Origin of the sequence: Streptomyces sp. NPDC002564 (genome assembly GCF_042889645.1) — a bacterium.
Lineage (GTDB): Bacteria > Actinomycetota > Actinomycetes > Streptomycetales > Streptomycetaceae > Streptomyces.
On record NZ_JBIARE010000008.1, the window covers coordinates 327,654 to 342,065 of the forward strand.

The 14,412-nt window shown below is 71.8% G+C and carries 11 protein-coding genes; 3 read left to right on the top strand and 8 right to left on the bottom strand.

Annotated elements, in window-relative coordinates; all coding sequences use genetic code 11:
- Positions 1-39: 39 nt before the first annotated feature.
- From glpK to ACFYXE_RS28095, 5 genes are all read right to left on the bottom strand, one after another.
- A complete protein-coding gene (gene glpK / locus ACFYXE_RS28075) occupies positions 40-1,560 on the bottom strand; it encodes a glycerol kinase GlpK (RefSeq protein ID WP_389316783.1) in 1,521 nt (506 codons plus the stop codon).
- A gap of 22 nt (positions 1,561-1,582) precedes the next feature.
- Positions 1,583-2,338, bottom strand: coding sequence for an MIP/aquaporin family protein (locus ACFYXE_RS28080; protein ID WP_361170186.1), 756 nt, complete (start codon positions 2,336-2,338; stop codon positions 1,583-1,585).
- 414 nt (positions 2,339-2,752) lie between these two features.
- A complete protein-coding gene (locus tag ACFYXE_RS28085) occupies positions 2,753-3,943 on the bottom strand; it encodes a lipid-transfer protein (protein ID WP_389316857.1) in 1,191 nt (396 codons plus the stop codon).
- On the bottom strand, positions 3,940-4,386 hold the full coding sequence (locus tag ACFYXE_RS28090; RefSeq protein ID WP_389316787.1) for a Zn-ribbon domain-containing OB-fold protein: 447 nt from the start codon (positions 4,384-4,386) through the stop codon (positions 3,940-3,942). The genes ACFYXE_RS28085 and ACFYXE_RS28090 overlap by 4 nt, the downstream gene beginning before the upstream one ends.
- Before the next feature lie 290 nt (positions 4,387-4,676).
- The gene (locus ACFYXE_RS28095; protein WP_389316790.1) at positions 4,677-5,507 is read right to left on the bottom strand and encodes a M15 family metallopeptidase; all 831 of its coding nucleotides are present in this window, start codon (positions 5,505-5,507) and stop codon (positions 4,677-4,679) included.
- Between the two features lie 73 nt (positions 5,508-5,580).
- Between ACFYXE_RS28095 and ACFYXE_RS28100 the strand changes: the two genes are divergently transcribed.
- Entirely contained in the window at positions 5,581-6,111 is a 531-nt protein-coding gene (locus tag ACFYXE_RS28100; RefSeq protein ID WP_389316793.1) for an NUDIX domain-containing protein, read from the top strand.
- A gap of 22 nt (positions 6,112-6,133) precedes the next feature.
- On the opposite strand, the gene ACFYXE_RS28105 is transcribed toward ACFYXE_RS28100, so the two are convergent.
- Positions 6,134-8,569, bottom strand: a complete 2,436-nt coding sequence (locus tag ACFYXE_RS28105; protein WP_389316796.1) for a glycoside hydrolase family 31 protein — start codon at positions 8,567-8,569, stop codon at positions 6,134-6,136.
- Positions 8,570-8,782: 213 nt separating this feature from the next.
- Here ACFYXE_RS28105 and ACFYXE_RS28110 point away from each other — a divergent pair, with 213 nt between their 5' ends.
- Positions 8,783-10,768, top strand: a complete 1,986-nt coding sequence (locus tag ACFYXE_RS28110; RefSeq protein ID WP_389316799.1) for an acetoacetate--CoA ligase — start codon at positions 8,783-8,785, stop codon at positions 10,766-10,768.
- An 88-nt stretch (positions 10,769-10,856) separates the two neighbouring features.
- Positions 10,857-11,750 carry a hypothetical protein gene (locus tag ACFYXE_RS28115; protein ID WP_389316802.1) on the top strand — a complete coding sequence of 298 codons (894 nt, stop codon included), beginning with the start codon at positions 10,857-10,859 and terminating at the stop codon, positions 11,748-11,750.
- A gap of 60 nt (positions 11,751-11,810) precedes the next feature.
- On the opposite strand, the gene ptsP is transcribed toward ACFYXE_RS28115, so the two are convergent.
- Complete coding sequence (ptsP, locus tag ACFYXE_RS28120) at positions 11,811-13,481, bottom strand: phosphoenolpyruvate--protein phosphotransferase (RefSeq protein WP_361170163.1); 1,671 nt, start codon at positions 13,479-13,481, stop codon at positions 11,811-11,813.
- A 77-nt stretch (positions 13,482-13,558) separates the two neighbouring features.
- Entirely contained in the window at positions 13,559-14,008 is a 450-nt protein-coding gene (locus ACFYXE_RS28125; RefSeq protein ID WP_389316806.1) for a PTS glucose transporter subunit IIA, read from the bottom strand.
- Positions 14,009-14,412: the final 404 nt, after the last annotated feature.

The window sequence follows — 14,412 nt, forward strand, 5'->3', positions numbered from 1 at the left end:
ACCCCCGCCGACTGGGGTACGAGCCGCAGTCCGGTTCGGCTAGCCCTCGCCGTCCTCCAGCCAGCCGAAGCTCCGCTCCACCGCCTTGTGCCAGTTGTGGAACTCCCGGTCGCGCGAGGCGGCGTCCATCTGCGGCGTCCACTCCACGTCCTGCTGCCAGTGCGCCTTGAGCTCGTCGAGGTCGTTCCACACCCCGGTCGCGAGGCCCGCCGCGTAGGCCGCGCCCAGACAGGTCGTCTCGGAGACCCTGGGACGGATCACCGGCACGCCCAGGACGTCCGCCTGGTGCTGCATCAGCAGGTTGTTCTTGGTCATGCCGCCGTCGACCTTGAGGGTGGTGATCCGCACCCCGGAGTCCTGGTACATGGCGTCCACGACCTCGCGCGTCTGCCAGCTGGTCGCCTCCAGGACCGCGCGCGCGAGATGCGCCTTGGTCACGTACCGGGTGAGGCCGGTGACGACACCGCGCGCGTCCGAGCGCCAGTACGGCGCGTAGAGGCCGGAGAACGCCGGCACGATGTACGCGCCGCCGTTGTCGTCGACGCTCGCCGCGAGCGGCTCGATCTCGTCCGCCGAGCGGATGATGCCGAGCTGGTCACGGAACCACTGCACCAGGGCGCCGGTGATCGCGATGGACCCCTCCAGGCAGTACACCGGGGCCTCGGAGCCGATCTTGTAGCCCATCGTGGTGAGCAGCCCGTTCTTCGACGGCACGGGCCGGTTGCCGGTGTTGAGCAGCAGGAAGCTGCCGGTGCCGTAGGTGTTCTTGGCGGTGCCCGTGTCGTAGCAGGCCTGCCCGAAGACGGCGGCCTGCTGGTCGCCGAGCGCGGAGGCGACGGGCACTCCGGAGAGCTGCCCCACGGCCGTGCCGTAGACCTCGGCCGACGACCTGATCTCCGGGAGCACCGCCTCGGGGACGTTCATCGCCGAGAGGATCGAGCTGTCCCACTGGAGCGTCTCCAGGTTCATCAGCATGGTGCGGCCCGCGTTGGTCACGTCGGTGACGTGCTTGCCGCCGTCGGTGCCGCCCGTGAGGTTCCATATCAGCCAGGAGTCGATGGTGCCGAAGGCGATCTCGCCGCGCTCGGCGCGCGCCCTGAGGCCCGGCACGTTGTCGAGCAGCCAGGCCGCCTTGGGCCCGGAGAAGTAGCTGGCCAGCGGCAGCCCGGTCTGCTCCCGGAAGCGGTCCTGGCCGTCCGCGCCGCCCAGTTCGCTGCAGAGCCCGGCGGTGCGGGTGTCCTGCCAGACGATCGCGTTGTGCACGGGCTTGCCGGTGGCGCGGTCCCACAGGACCGTGGTCTCCCGCTGGTTGGTGATGCCGAGCGCGCTGAGCTGGTCGGCGCGCAGCCCGGCCTTGGCGATCGCCCCCGCCACCACCGCCTGCACCTTCGACCAGATCTCGGTGGCGTCGTGCTCCACCCAGCCGGGCTTGGGGAAGATCTGACGGTGCTCGCGCTGGTCCACGGCGACGATCGCGCCGTCCTGGTCGAAGATGATGCAGCGGCTGGAGGTGGTGCCCTGGTCGATGGCGGCGACGAATTTCTCGGAGCTGTCCGGCATGGCTACCCCTTGATGAGAAGACTCAGAAGGCTGCGTTGTAGATGACGCCCGCGAGGGCTCCGCCGATCAGCGGTCCGACCACCGGAATCCAGGCGTAGCTCCAGTCGGACGTGCCTTTGTTGGGGATCGGCAGGAACGTGTGCACGATGCGCGGGCCCAGGTCGCGCGCGGGGTTGATGGCGTACCCCGTGGGGCCACCCAGGGAGAGGCCGATGCCGACGACCAGGAAGGCCACGATCAGCGTCTGCGTGCCGGTCTCGCCGAGCCCCTTGGTCAGCCCGAAGGCGAGGATCGGCAGCACCAGCGCGACGGTCGCGATGACCTCGGTGATGATGTTGGCGACCGGGTTCCGGATCTCCGGGATGGTGGAGAAGATGCCGAGCGTCGGCGTGGGCTGGTGCACGCCCTCCGCGTCGCCCTTCGCGCCGCGCGCGACGTTCGCGTTGAACTGTGCGAGATACACGAGGTACGCGAGGACGGCGCCCAGCATCGCGCCGACCATCTGCCCGAGCAGATACACCCAGACCTTGCCCCACTCGCCGGTGTCGATCGCGATGCCGAGGGTGACGGCGGGGTTGAGATGACCACCGGACAGCGGCCCCGCGGTGTAGGCGCCGGCCAGCACGCCGAAGCCCCATCCGAAGGCGATGACGACCCACCCGGAGGCCTTCGCCTTCGAATGGCTGAGCGTGACCGCGGCGCACACGCCGGCGCCGAGCAGAATCAGAATCGCGGTGCCGATGACCTCACCGACGAAGATGTCCCCATTCGAGTACATGGCGGCTCCTAGGCCCTCGCCCGGGGCGGTCTACCCCGGTACTCCGTGCAGGGTGCGTTCACGACTACTGCCTGGATACGCCCGGCTGATGCAGCCGGAGGCAGGGAGTCTCCCGCGCCCCGCCCGGCGTCCATGACGAGCGTGCCGTCGCAGCCGTATCGCCCTGGGGGGTTGACCCGTTGACCAGGCCCTTCGCGCGGACCCTTCGCGCGCACAGAGGTCCTGGGTGCCGGGGAGCCGAAGTGCGGCGACGCCGACTGACACCCGGAAGTGTTCACCGATGGTGATGGAGCGTCAAGGTCGCGGACGGCAACGGTTAACCGGTGTGCGGCCTTCCTCCGCGGCCGCCCGCACGGCGCCCCGCCCGGTGTCCGCCACGGCGCCCGTGGCGGACTCCCCGGCCCCGCGACGGGCTCAGCGCACCGCCACGACCGCGGACCCGTGCCCGAACAAGCCCTGGTTCGCGGTGATCCCCACGCGCGCGCCCCCGATCTGCCGCGCCCCCGCCGTGCCCCGCAGCTGCCAGGTGACCTCGCAGACCTGGGCGATCGCCTGGGCGGGCACGGCCTCCCCGAAGGAGGCGAGTCCGCCGCTGGTGTTCACGGGCACGCGCCCGCCCGGCGCCGTCGCCCCGTCGCGCAGCAGCTTGGCGCCCTCACCCTCGCCGCACAGCCCCAGATCCTCGTACCACTGCAGTTCCAGCGCGGTCGACAGGTCGTAGACCTCGGCCAGCGATATGTCCTCGGGGCCTATGCCCGCTTCTTCGTACGCCGCCCGCGCGATGGACGCGCGGAAGGTCCCGTCGGCAGGGTCGACGACGGCCGCCGAGTCCGTCGCGATGTCCGGCAGGTCAAGGACCGTCGTCGGATACGTCGGCGTGACCGTGGACACCGCGCGGATGCGCACCGGATCGGCGGCCCCGTGCCGCCGCGCGAACTCCAGGCTGGACAGCACCAGGGCGGCGGCGCCGTCCGAGGTCGCGCAGATGTCGAGCAACCGCAGCGGATCGGCCACGACGGCCGACGCGGCGACCTCCTCGGCGGTGACGGTCTTGCGGTAGCGCGCGTTCGCGTTGAGTGCGCCCGCCGCCGCGTTCTTCACCTTGACCTGGGCGAAGTCCTCCAGGGTGTCGCCGTGGACGGCCATCCTGCGGCGCGCGTAGAGGCCGAAGTAGGCGGGGTTGGTGGCGCCGAGCACCCGGAACCGCAGCCAGTCCGGGTCGTCGTGCCGGTCCCCGCCCGCCGGCCGGAAGAACCCCTTGGGGGCCGCGTCGGCGCCGACCACCAGGACGACGTCGGCCATCCCGGCCAGGATCTGCGTACGGGCCGCGGCGATGGCCTGGGCGCCGGACGCGCAGGCCGCGTAGACGCTCGCCACGCGGGCGCCCTGCCAGCCGAGCGCCTTGGCGAAGGTGGCCCCCGCCACGTACCCGGGATAGCCGCCGCGCACCGTGTCCGCGCCGACGATCGAGCCCACGTCCCGCCAGTCGACCCCGGCGTCCGCCAGCGCGGCGCGCGCCGCCGCGACCCCGTACTCGACGAATCCGCGGCCCCACTTGCCCCAGGGGTGCATGCCCGCACCGAGCACCGCCACCTCGCCGCTCATGCGCCCACCCCCACCGGCCGCCAGTGCCAGGTCGTCCACGTCGTCCCGTCGTCCTCGTTCAGCACGCCCGGGACGACCTCCACCTCCATGCCGACCGCCAGGTCGGCGACGGTGATCCCGGGCACCGACTGTCCGAGCACCACCATGCGCTCCGCTTCCAGCTCCACCGCGATCAACGTGTAGGGCTCCCACGGAAGTTCCGGATCGGACACGTAGGGCGCGGGTGGCCGGTAGCGCCCGTCGGTGTACGACCACACGCGACCGCGCCGCGACAGCGGGACCTCGGCCAGATCGCCGCCGCCGCAGCCGGGGTTGCGGCAGAAGCCGTCCTCGCGGGGGAAGAAGACGCAGGCGCACGCCGAGCAGCGCGTGCCCAGAAGGCGGAAGTCGTCACCCTCCCCGGCGAACCAGTTGGCCACTACGGGTGTGCGCGTACGCGACAAGGCTCCTCCAGGCACTGGATCTGACGGAACGTCAGAAGTGTGCCACGGGGCGCCGGATTTCGTCAGGGGGTACCGGAAGGCGTCCGGGCCGATGCCGCGGGCGCGACACGCCGGGACGCTGAACCAGCGGGCCCGGTTTCGCGTCCGAGTATCGGAGGAGGGCGTCCGGGGCCGACGGGGGTGATCCCGGACGTCCTCCCCGTCGATCTGGCTGCTGGTCTGGCCGGTCTGGCCGGTCTGGCCGATCTGGTCGATTTCGTCGATCCGGCGGTACGCGCCGTGGTGTCCGCCTACTTCCCCGACAGCGACCTGCGGGCGACGGGGAAGTCGAAGTAGGTGTCGGGAAACAACTCCGGCTTGTGCGTGAAGTGCCACCACTCCTCGGGGAGGTTGGTGAAGCCCTCCTTGGAGAGGGCGTTCCGCAACAGGTCCCGGTTGGCCCGCTGCTTGCCAGTGATCCGTGGATCGTCCGTGTGCGACAGCGTGTCGAAGCAGTCGAAGCCCGTGCCCATGTCCACGGAGTTGTCGGGGAAGCGCTCGCTCCGTGGCCCGAAGCACGGCGTGAGCGGCTCCCCGGGGACATAGGGGCGGGTGGGCAGGGCCGGCAGCCGCACCACTGTCAGGTCCACCGTCGAACCCCTGCTGTGCCCGGACTTCGCCGCGATGTATCCGTCCTCGAAGAGCCGCGACTTGTCGACACGGGGATAGAACTCGCCCTTCATGCGCTCATCGGCGAGATCCTCCGCCCAGCGCACGAAGTGGTCCACCGCGCGCTGCGGGCGGTAACAGTCGTACACCTTCAGGGAGTAGCCCTTGCGCAACAGCGCACGCTGCGCCGTGTGCAGGGCCTTCGCCGCGGGCCGGGTGAGGATGCACATCGACTGCCGGTAGCCGTCCACGGGCGCGCCCACGAAGTTGTGCGGCGTGCGATAGCGCATCTCCTGGATGATCGTCGGATCGACGTCGCGCAACGCGACGAACTCCTTCGGAGCCCTCGGCTCCGGCGCCGCGTGCGCGGGGGACTCGGGCCGCGCGTGCGCGGGGGAGGGGGCGGCGGCCACGGCCAGCAGGGCGGCGGCACCGACGGCGATGTTCCGCAGGGCGGGGACAAGTCGGGTCATGCCCCCTGCGTCTACCAGGACCACCGTCCCCCGCGAAAGACCGGCGCGTCGGAGATCGGATACAGTCCGCGGCGTGTCCGCATCCCCACACCCCACCAACTCCGTTCCCGGCTCCCACTGTTCGAGCTGTGGAGCACCCTACGGAGACCGGCCCCCGGGCCGGCCCCGCACCTGCGCCGCCTGCGGCGCCGTGGCCTACCGCAACCCGCTCCCCGTGGCCGTCGCCCTGCAGCCGGTGTACGACACCCAGGGCACCGGCCTGGTCGTCGTGACCCGCACCATCGCCCCCGCGCGCGGCGGCACCGCCCTGCCCGGCGGGTTCGTCGACGACCGCGAGGACTGGCGTGACGCGGTCGTCCGCGAGCTCAAGGAGGAGACCGGCATCGGCGCCGAGAGCCGCGACGTCCGCCTCGCCGACGCCATGAGCGCGCCCGACGGGTACCTGCTGCTCTTCGGCGTCCTCCCCGAACGCCCCGCCGCCGACCTGCCGACGTCGACGCCGACGGACGAGACCGAGGGCTGGGACATCCTGCGCCGCCCCGACGAACTGGCCTTCCCGCTGCACACGGTGGCCGCCCACGCGTGGTTCGAGGGCCGCTACTGACCCGCGCGGCACCCCCCGTCCCTCAGCCGCCCAGACCGCGCACCCGCACCGGACGCCCCGGTGCGGGCCCCTCCTGACCGCCCTCCCGCTCGACGACCACACGCCCCTCGCTCCACCGCGTCGTGAACCGCTCCAGCTCCGCCTCCTCCCACCCGTCACCCGCGTCGGCCACCACGAGGCCACCCCCCGTCCGCCCCTCGGCGGGCGCCCACACCTCCAGCTCTAGGCCCCCGTCCTCGCCCCGCACCGGCAGCACCGTCCCCGCGCGCGCCAGCACCGGGATCCGCCCCAGCGGGGCGTCCAACGACACCCTTCCCGGCCCCTCGTACGCCCTGCCGGTGACCGTGTCGTACCAGCGCCCCTGCGGCAGCGGCACCGTCCGCCGCACCACACCGCTCTCCAGGACCGGCGCCACCAACAAGGAGTCCCCCAGCAGGAACGCGTCCGCACAGTCCCGCAGCGCCCGGTCCTCCGGAGTGCCCCACCACAAGGGCCGCACATAGGGAGCGCCGGTACGCCGCGCGAGATGGGCGAGCGTCACGAAGTACGGCAGCAGCCTCCTGCGCTCCAGCAGCGCCTCCCGCGCGTGCGCGAGCGCCTCGTCCCCGAACTCCCACGGCTCGCGCCGCCCCGCGTCGATCGCCGCATGCGTACGGAACAGCGGGAGATACGCCCCGAGCTGGAACCACCGCAGATACAGCTCGGGCGAGGGACTGCCGTCGAACCCACCCACGTCCGGCCCCGCATAGGGCACACCGCACAGACCCAGCCCGAGCACCAACGCCAACGACGCCCGCAGCCCCGGCCAGCCCGTGGACACGTCACCGGACCACGTCCCTCCGTAGCGCTGCATCCCCGCCCACCCCGAACGCGAGAACAAGAAGGGCCGCTGTTCGGGGTGCAGCTCGCGCAGCGCCTCGTACCCGGCACGGGCCATCCCCAGGGCGTACACGTTGTGGGCCTCCCTGTGGTCACCCCCGCGCCCCTCCAGGCAGTGCCGCGCCGACCGGGGGAGCGTCGCCTCGCCGAACGCGGCGAACGACACCGGCTCGTTCATGTCGTGCCAGAAACCCGCGAACCCCTGGTCGAGCCGCTCCTCGAACGCGGCGAACGACACCGGCTCGTTCATGTCGTGCCAGAAACCCGCGAACCCCTGGTCGAGCCGCTCCTCATAGAGCGTGCCCCACCACTCCCGCGCGCGTGGGTCCGTGAAATCCGGATACACCGCCTCCCCGGGCCACACCACGCCCCGCACCGGGCGCCCCGCGGCATCCCGCACGAAGGCGTCGGCCGCCACCCCGGCGTCGTACACCTCGACCCCGCGCTCCGCCTTCACCGCGGGATCGACGATCGACACCAGCCGGATCCCGTGCCTGCGCAACTCGTCCGCGAACTGGGGCAGTTTGGGAAAGCGCTCCTTGTCGACGGTGAACACCTGGTGCGCGTCGTAGTGGTCGATGTCCAGATGGACGGCGTCCAGCGGCAGCCCCCGCTCCTGATACCCGGCGACGACCCGCCGCACCTCCTGCTCGCTGCCGAAGCCCCACCGCGCGTGATGGTGCCCGAGCGCCCACGCGGGCGGCAGCGCCGGGGGACCGGTGAGCGACGCCCAGGTGTGCAGCACGCGCGCGGGCGTACCGGCCATCGCCCAGTACCGCAGCGGCCCGCCGCTCATCCGCACCTCGCACGACCCCACCCGGTCGTGCCCCGACCCGGCACCCTCCTCACCCTCGCGCACCGAGACCGCGCCCTCCCACGTGTTGTCGTGGAAGACCAGGTGCGTGGCCGCGTCCGCCACCACCATCTGCACCGGCATCGTGATGTACAGCGGATCGTCACCGGGACCGAACGAACCGCCCGGATCGGTGTTCCACAGCCGGTACGTGCCGTTCCGCAGCCGCGGCCCACCGGAGCGCCCGCCCAGCCCGAAGAACCGCGCGTCCGCCGCCACCTGGGACCGCTGCACCCAGCGCGCCGGACCCCCCTCGACCGGCTCCCACCAGCGCGGCGGGAGATCACGCCGCAGCACCACGCCACCCGGCGTGCTCAGCTCCACGGCCCCGTGCCGCGAGACGACGACCGTCACCCGCTCCGACACGACCCGCCAGCCGCCCTCCTTGTCGTGCTCCAGGACGGCCCGCGGATCCGGCTCCGGGCTCTGTCCCGCCACGGCGTACGACGGCTCCGGCTCCGCCCCGTCCCAGCCCAGGAAGACCGCCCCGCCGGCCGTCACCCGCACCCGCAGCTCCGAGCGCGCGAACCGCACCACGCCACCACCGGGCTCCGGGGTCATCCCCGTCACCGCACCCGGCACCCGGGCACGCTCCGCACCACGCGGTGCCAGTCCCGTCGCGTCGGCCCGCCATCTGCGCCACGAGGAGCGCACCGTGCGCAACCCCTGCGCCGTGCCGACCATGCCGACCGCCTTCACCGAACGCACCAGGTCACGACCGTTCATGCTGCTCACCCTGCCACCGAAGAAGCCGCATGTGTGCCGCGTTCAACTGCCGTTCACCTGGGGTGACGGCACATACCCGCAGGGCCGACCGTGTGCGGCCCACCCTGGTGCGGAAGTCGATCACGTGGCATCGTCCCTTGCAGCCGTGTTCACGCGCACACCCAGCACGTGCGCACCCCACGCATACGACGCGTACAGTCCGGGAGCCGCCCCATGACGTCCTCAGTGAACCCTGCGCCGCTCTGGCAGCCGAGCCCGGAGAGGATCGCCGCAGCGCAGGTCACACGCTTCCAGGCCTGGGCGGCCGAGCACCACGGAGCACCCGCCGACGGGGGCTACGAAGCACTGCACCGCTGGTCGGTGACCGAACTCGAGACGTTCTGGCAGGCCGTCACCGACTGGTTCGACGTCCGCTTCACCACCCCCGCCACGCGCGTCCTGGGCGACCGCTCGATGCCGGGCGCCACCTGGTTCCCCGGCGCGACCCTCAACTACGCCGAGCACGCGCTGCGCGCCGCCGAGGACCCCGCGCGCGCGGACACCCCCGCTCTCCTCCACGTGGACGAGCGCCACGAGCCCCGAACCGTCACCTGGGCCGAGCTCCGCCGCCAAGTGGGGTCCCTCACCGCGGAACTGCGCGCCCTGGGAGTACGCCCCGGGGACCGCGTCAGCGGCTACCTGCCGAACATCCCGCAAGCCGTCGTCGCGCTGCTCGCCACCGCCGCCGTCGGCGCCGTCTGGACCTCCTGCGCCCCCGACTTCGGCGCCCGCAGCGTCCTCGACCGCTTCCAGCAGGTCGAGCCGGTCGTCCTGTTCACCGTCGACGGCTACCGCTACGGAGGCAAGGAGCACGACCGCCGCGACACCGTCGCCGAGCTCCGCTCCGAGCTCCCCACCCTGCGCGCGGTCGTCCACATCCCCCTGCTCGGCACCGACGCCCCCGAGGGCGCCCTGGAATGGTCGGCCCTCACCTCGGGGGACACGGCCCCCACCTTCGAAGCGGTGCCCTTCGACCACCCCCTGTGGGTGCTCTACTCCTCCGGCACCACCGGACTGCCCAAGGCGATCGTCCAGTCCCAGGGCGGCATCCTCGTCGAACACCTCAAGCAGCTCGGCCTGCACTGCGACCTCGGCCCCGGCGACCGCTTCTTCTGGTACACCTCGACCGGCTGGATGATGTGGAACTTCCTCGTTTCCGGCCTCCTGACGGGCACCACGATCGTCCTGTACGACGGCAGCCCCGGCCATCCCGACACCGGCGCCCAATGGCGCATCGCCGAACGCACCGGAGCCACCCTCTTCGGCACCTCGGCCGCCTACGTCATGGCCTGCCGCAAGGCCGACGTCCACCCGGCACGCGACTTCGACCTCTCCCGCATCACCTGCGTCGCCACCACCGGCTCCCCACTGCCGCCCGACGGCTTCCGCTGGCTGCACGACGCCTTCGCCGAGACCCCCGGCGGCCTGTGGATCGCCTCGGTCAGCGGCGGTACGGACGTCTGCTCCTGCTTCGCCGGCGCCGTCCCCACCCTGCCCGTCCACATCGGAGAGCTCCAGGCCCCCTGCCTGGGCACCGACCTGCAGTCCTGGGACCCCCAGGGCAAGCCGCTGACCGACGAGGTCGGCGAGCTCGTCGTCACCAACCCCATGCCGTCCATGCCCATCCACTTCTGGAACGACCCGGACGGCACCCGCTACCACGACAGCTACTTCGACACCTATCCCGGCGTCTGGCGGCACGGCGACTGGATCACCCTCACCTCCCGCGGCTCGGTGGTCATCCACGGCCGCTCGGACTCCACGCTGAACCGCCAGGGCGTCCGCATGGGCTCGGCCGACATCTACGAGGCCGTCGAACGCCTCCCCGAGATCCGCGAGTCCCTCGTGATCGGCGTCGAGCAACCCGACGGCGGGTACTGGATGCCCCTGTTCGTCCACCTCGCCGAGGGCGCCACCCTCGACGACGCCCTGCGCGACCGCCTCAAGCGGACGATCCGCGAACAGCTGTCGCCGCGCCACGTGCCCGACGAGGTCATCGAGGTCCCCGGCATCCCGCACACCCTCACCGGCAAGCGCATCGAGGTCCCCGTCAAGCGCCTCCTCCAGGGGACACCTCTGGACAAGGCCGTCAATCCGGGCTCGGTCGACCGGCTCGAACTTCTCGACTTCTACGCGGACCTGGCCCGCGAGCGAGCCTGACGATCACGGGTTCCCCCAGCTCAGCGGCCGTTGTCAGTGGCTCTCGTTACTCTGAGTGAGCATTGATCGACCGCATGCAGGGGGAACCATGGCGCACACCGAACACGACACGATGCGACGCGCACTGCGCCGCGAAGTCGCCGGAACCATCGGCCTGCTGGCCGACGAAGAGGACTTCGCGGCCATGCGCCGCTACCGCACCTTCCACTTCGACGACCACGAGACCTATCTCCAGCAGGTCGAGAACCTGCTCCGCACCCTCGCCGCCCAGGGCGGACACACCACCATCGCCCTCTTCGACCCCGAGGAGTACGAGGAGTACTGCGCGGACACGGGCCTGGACCCGGACGCCGCGACCAGCCGCACCCGCTTCACCGCCGAACTGGCCTCGGGCGGCGCCACCCTGCCCTACGAGGGCCAGCCACTCGCCGACCTCGTCCCCGACCTCGTCGACGAGGCGGTCCGCCAGGCCACCTGGGAGTACGCGGCGGTCGTGCTCGCCCGCACCGGCACCTGCGCGACCTGCGGAGAAGACCTCGGACGCGCCGCGTTCACCCGGGCCTCCGCCCTGATCGCCCGCGCCCTCGCCACCTCCGGGCCGGGCGCCCGCCACCTGGTGTGCAGCGTGCCCTGCGACCCCGAGACCCTCCTCGCCGCCCTGCACGTCGAGACCGACGCCGACGGCCGCGCCCGCGTCGACGACACCGAGGCCCTGGAGTTCACCACGGTCCTGGCCGTCGGCATCGCCACCCGCCGCGCCGCGGGCATGGTGCTGCGCACCACTACCCCGGGAGACGGCGACCGCGTCCACGGCTGGCGCATGACCGAGGGCCGACTCGAACCCCTCACCGCCGCCGAGGTCTTCGACGCGTACTGCACCGACGCCCTCTCCGGAGACCTGGTCTCCCCGGAATCCGGCGTCGACTACTGCGCGGCCCCCGACCTGGAAGGCGACGTGACAGAAGGGGAGCACCGGCATTGAAACGCCTCAGGGGCCTCCCACCGACCGGTGGGAGGCCCCTGAGGAACAGCCGCGGCGAACCTACTCGCCGGACAGCACCGCCTGAGCGGCCTTGCGCGCCTCTTCGGCGCTGTCCGCGGCACGGGCCGCCGACGCCGCACGCTCGCACTGCGCCAGCGTGTACTTGCCGAGCGTCGCCCGCACGTAAGGAATGGACGCCGCACCCATCGACAGGGAGGTGACACCCAGACCGGTCAGCACACAGGCCAGCAGCGGGTCCGAAGCGGCCTCGCCACAGACGCCACAGCTCTTGCCCTCGGCGGCGGCCGCCTCGGCGGACAGCGCGACCAGGTCGAGCAGCGCGGGCTGCCACGGGTCCTGCAGCCGGGACACCGCACCCACCTGACGGTCCGCCGCGAAGGCGTACTGCGCCAGGTCGTTGGTGCCCAGCGAGAGGAACTCGACCTCCTGAAGGATCGAGCGCGCCCGCAGCGCGGCCGAGGGGATCTCGACCATCGCACCGAACTTCGCCTGCAGACCCGCCTCGCGGCAGGCGTCGGCGAACGCCTTGGCGTCGGCACGGTCCGCCACCATCGGGGCCATGACCTCGAGGTAGACGGGCAGGCCCTCGACGGCCTTGGCCAGCGCGGTCAGCTGGGTGCGCAGCACCTCGGGGTGGTCGAGCAGCGAGCGCAGCCCGCGCACGCCGAGCGCCGGGTTCGGCTCGTCGGCGGGCGTCAGGAAGTCCAGCGGCTTGTCCGCACCGGCGTCGAGCACACGCACGACGACACGGCCCTCGGGGAAGGCCTCGAGCACCTTGCGGTACGCCTCGACCTGCTTCTCCTCGGACGGCGCCTTGGTGCTGTCGTCCAGGAAGAGGAACTCGGTACGGAACAGACCGACACCCTCGGCCCCGGCCTCGACGGCCGCAGGCACGTCGGCAGGACCGCCGACGTTGGCCAGCAGGGGCACCTTGTGCCCGTCGGACGTCGCACCCGGACCGGTCGACGCGGCCAGCGCGGCCTTGCGCTCGGCGGCGGCGGCCTCCAGCTGCTCCCGCTTCTCCGCGCTCGGGTCCACGAAGATCTCACCGGTGCTGCCGTCCACGGCGACGACCGTGCCCTCGGCGAGCTCACCGGCACCCGGCAGCGCGACGACGGCCGGCACACCGAGCGCCCGCGCGAGGATCGCGCTGTGGCTCGTGGGCCCGCCCTCTTCGGTCACGAAGCCGAGCACCAGCGCCGGGTCGAGCAGCGCGGTGTCCGCGGGCGCGAGGTCGCGCGCGATCAGGACGTACGGCTGGTCGCTGTCCGGGACGCCCGGCATCGGCACGCCCAGCAGACGGGCGACGATGCGGTTCCGCACGTCGTCGAGGTCCGCCACACGACCGGCCATGTACTCACCGGCACCGGCCAGCAGTTCGCGGTAGTGGGAGAACGCGTCGTAGATGCCGCGCTCGGCCGTGCTGCCGACGGTGATGCGCCGGTCGACGTCGGCCATGAGCTCCGGGTCCTGGGCGATCATGGCCTGCGCCTCGAGCACCGCCTGCGCCTCGCCGCCGGCCAGATTGCCGCGCGCATTCAGGTCGGCCGCCACAGCTTCCACGGCCTGGCGAGCACGCCCCTGTTCGCGCTCGGCCTCCTCCGTGGGAATCTGCTTGGCCGGCGGCTCCAGGACCGCCGTGCCCATGTGCCGGACCTCGCCGATGGCCACACCGTGGCTCACACCGACGCCTCGCAGCGTTGTCTCCATTTCACCCGTCTCCGATAGTGCGACGGGCCCAGCCGCCGCGGTGGTTGTCGTGCCTGCCGTCAGCGACGGCGATGACGTCACTGCCAGCTGAAGAGCGCGTCGCCGGCCTTCACGTCGCCGGCCTCGACGAGGTCGGCGAGGGACTCGGCGGTGGCCTCGAGTGCCACGATGGGGCACACCGGGGACTTGCCCGCGGCCTCGACGTCGGCCGGGTTCCAGCGCACGACCGCCTGGCCGCGCGTCACGGTGTCACCCTTGTTGACGAGGAGCTCGAAGCCCTCACCGTTGAGCTGAACGGTGTCGATGCCGAGGTGCGTCAGCACGCCGTGACCCTGGTCGTCGACCACCACGAAGGCGTGGGGGTGAAGAGAGACGACGATGCCGTCCACGGGAGAGACGACCTCGGAGGGCTCGCGCGCGGGATCGATAGCCGTGCCAGGCCCGACCATCGCGCCGGAGAACACGGGATCCGGTACAGCAGAGAGCCCAATGGCGCGTCCTGCAAGCGGGGACGAAACGCTGGTCATGGCTAGCCTCCCAGGGGGCGGAGATTCGTAGCCGCCGTCACTACCTGTCCTGGACGACGCACTGTTCAGAAGGGTAAGTCATAAGAAGTCCCGGTTCCGCACGAGAGGTCCCGGTTGGCGGACGTAGAGGCAGTGCACAAACGATTTGCGCCCGCCCGACACCCGATGTACAGTCGGACTCCTGCCTGAGGCCGTGTGACGCGGCAAGCGTCCGGTCTCGGCGGCATCCTTCACATCAGATCCTATCCCTGGGTCCGGTTCCGCATGTCTGCGGTGACCGTGGTCAGAGAGTCGAATGAGACCTGATAAAGTCGGAACCGCCGGAAAGGGAAACGCGAAAGCCGCAAGGCCGGAGCGGGAACCGGAAAGGCACCGAGGAAATCGGACACGAAAGAGTCTGATAG

Excerpts from the sequence above, each read along its gene's own strand:
- glpK (WP_389316783.1), bottom strand. The coding sequence starts at position 1,560 with ATGCCGGACAGCTCCGAGAAATTCGTCGCCGCCATCGACCAGGGCACC.
- ACFYXE_RS28080 (WP_361170186.1), bottom strand. The coding sequence starts at position 2,338 with ATGTACTCGAATGGGGACATCTTCGTCGGTGAGGTCATCGGCACCGCG.
- ACFYXE_RS28085 (WP_389316857.1), bottom strand. The coding sequence starts at position 3,943 with ATGAGCGGCGAGGTGGCGGTGCTCGGTGCGGGCATGCACCCCTGGGGC.
- ACFYXE_RS28095 (WP_389316790.1), bottom strand. The coding sequence starts at position 5,507 with ATGACCCGACTTGTCCCCGCCCTGCGGAACATCGCCGTCGGTGCCGCC.
- ACFYXE_RS28105 (WP_389316796.1), bottom strand. The coding sequence starts at position 8,569 with ATGAACGGTCGTGACCTGGTGCGTTCGGTGAAGGCGGTCGGCATGGTC.
- ACFYXE_RS28110 (WP_389316799.1), top strand. The coding sequence starts at position 8,783 with ATGACGTCCTCAGTGAACCCTGCGCCGCTCTGGCAGCCGAGCCCGGAG.
- ACFYXE_RS28115 (WP_389316802.1), top strand. The coding sequence starts at position 10,857 with ATGGCGCACACCGAACACGACACGATGCGACGCGCACTGCGCCGCGAA.
- ptsP (WP_361170163.1), bottom strand. The coding sequence starts at position 13,481 with ATGGAGACAACGCTGCGAGGCGTCGGTGTGAGCCACGGTGTGGCCATC.
- ACFYXE_RS28125 (WP_389316806.1), bottom strand. The coding sequence starts at position 14,008 with ATGACCAGCGTTTCGTCCCCGCTTGCAGGACGCGCCATTGGGCTCTCT.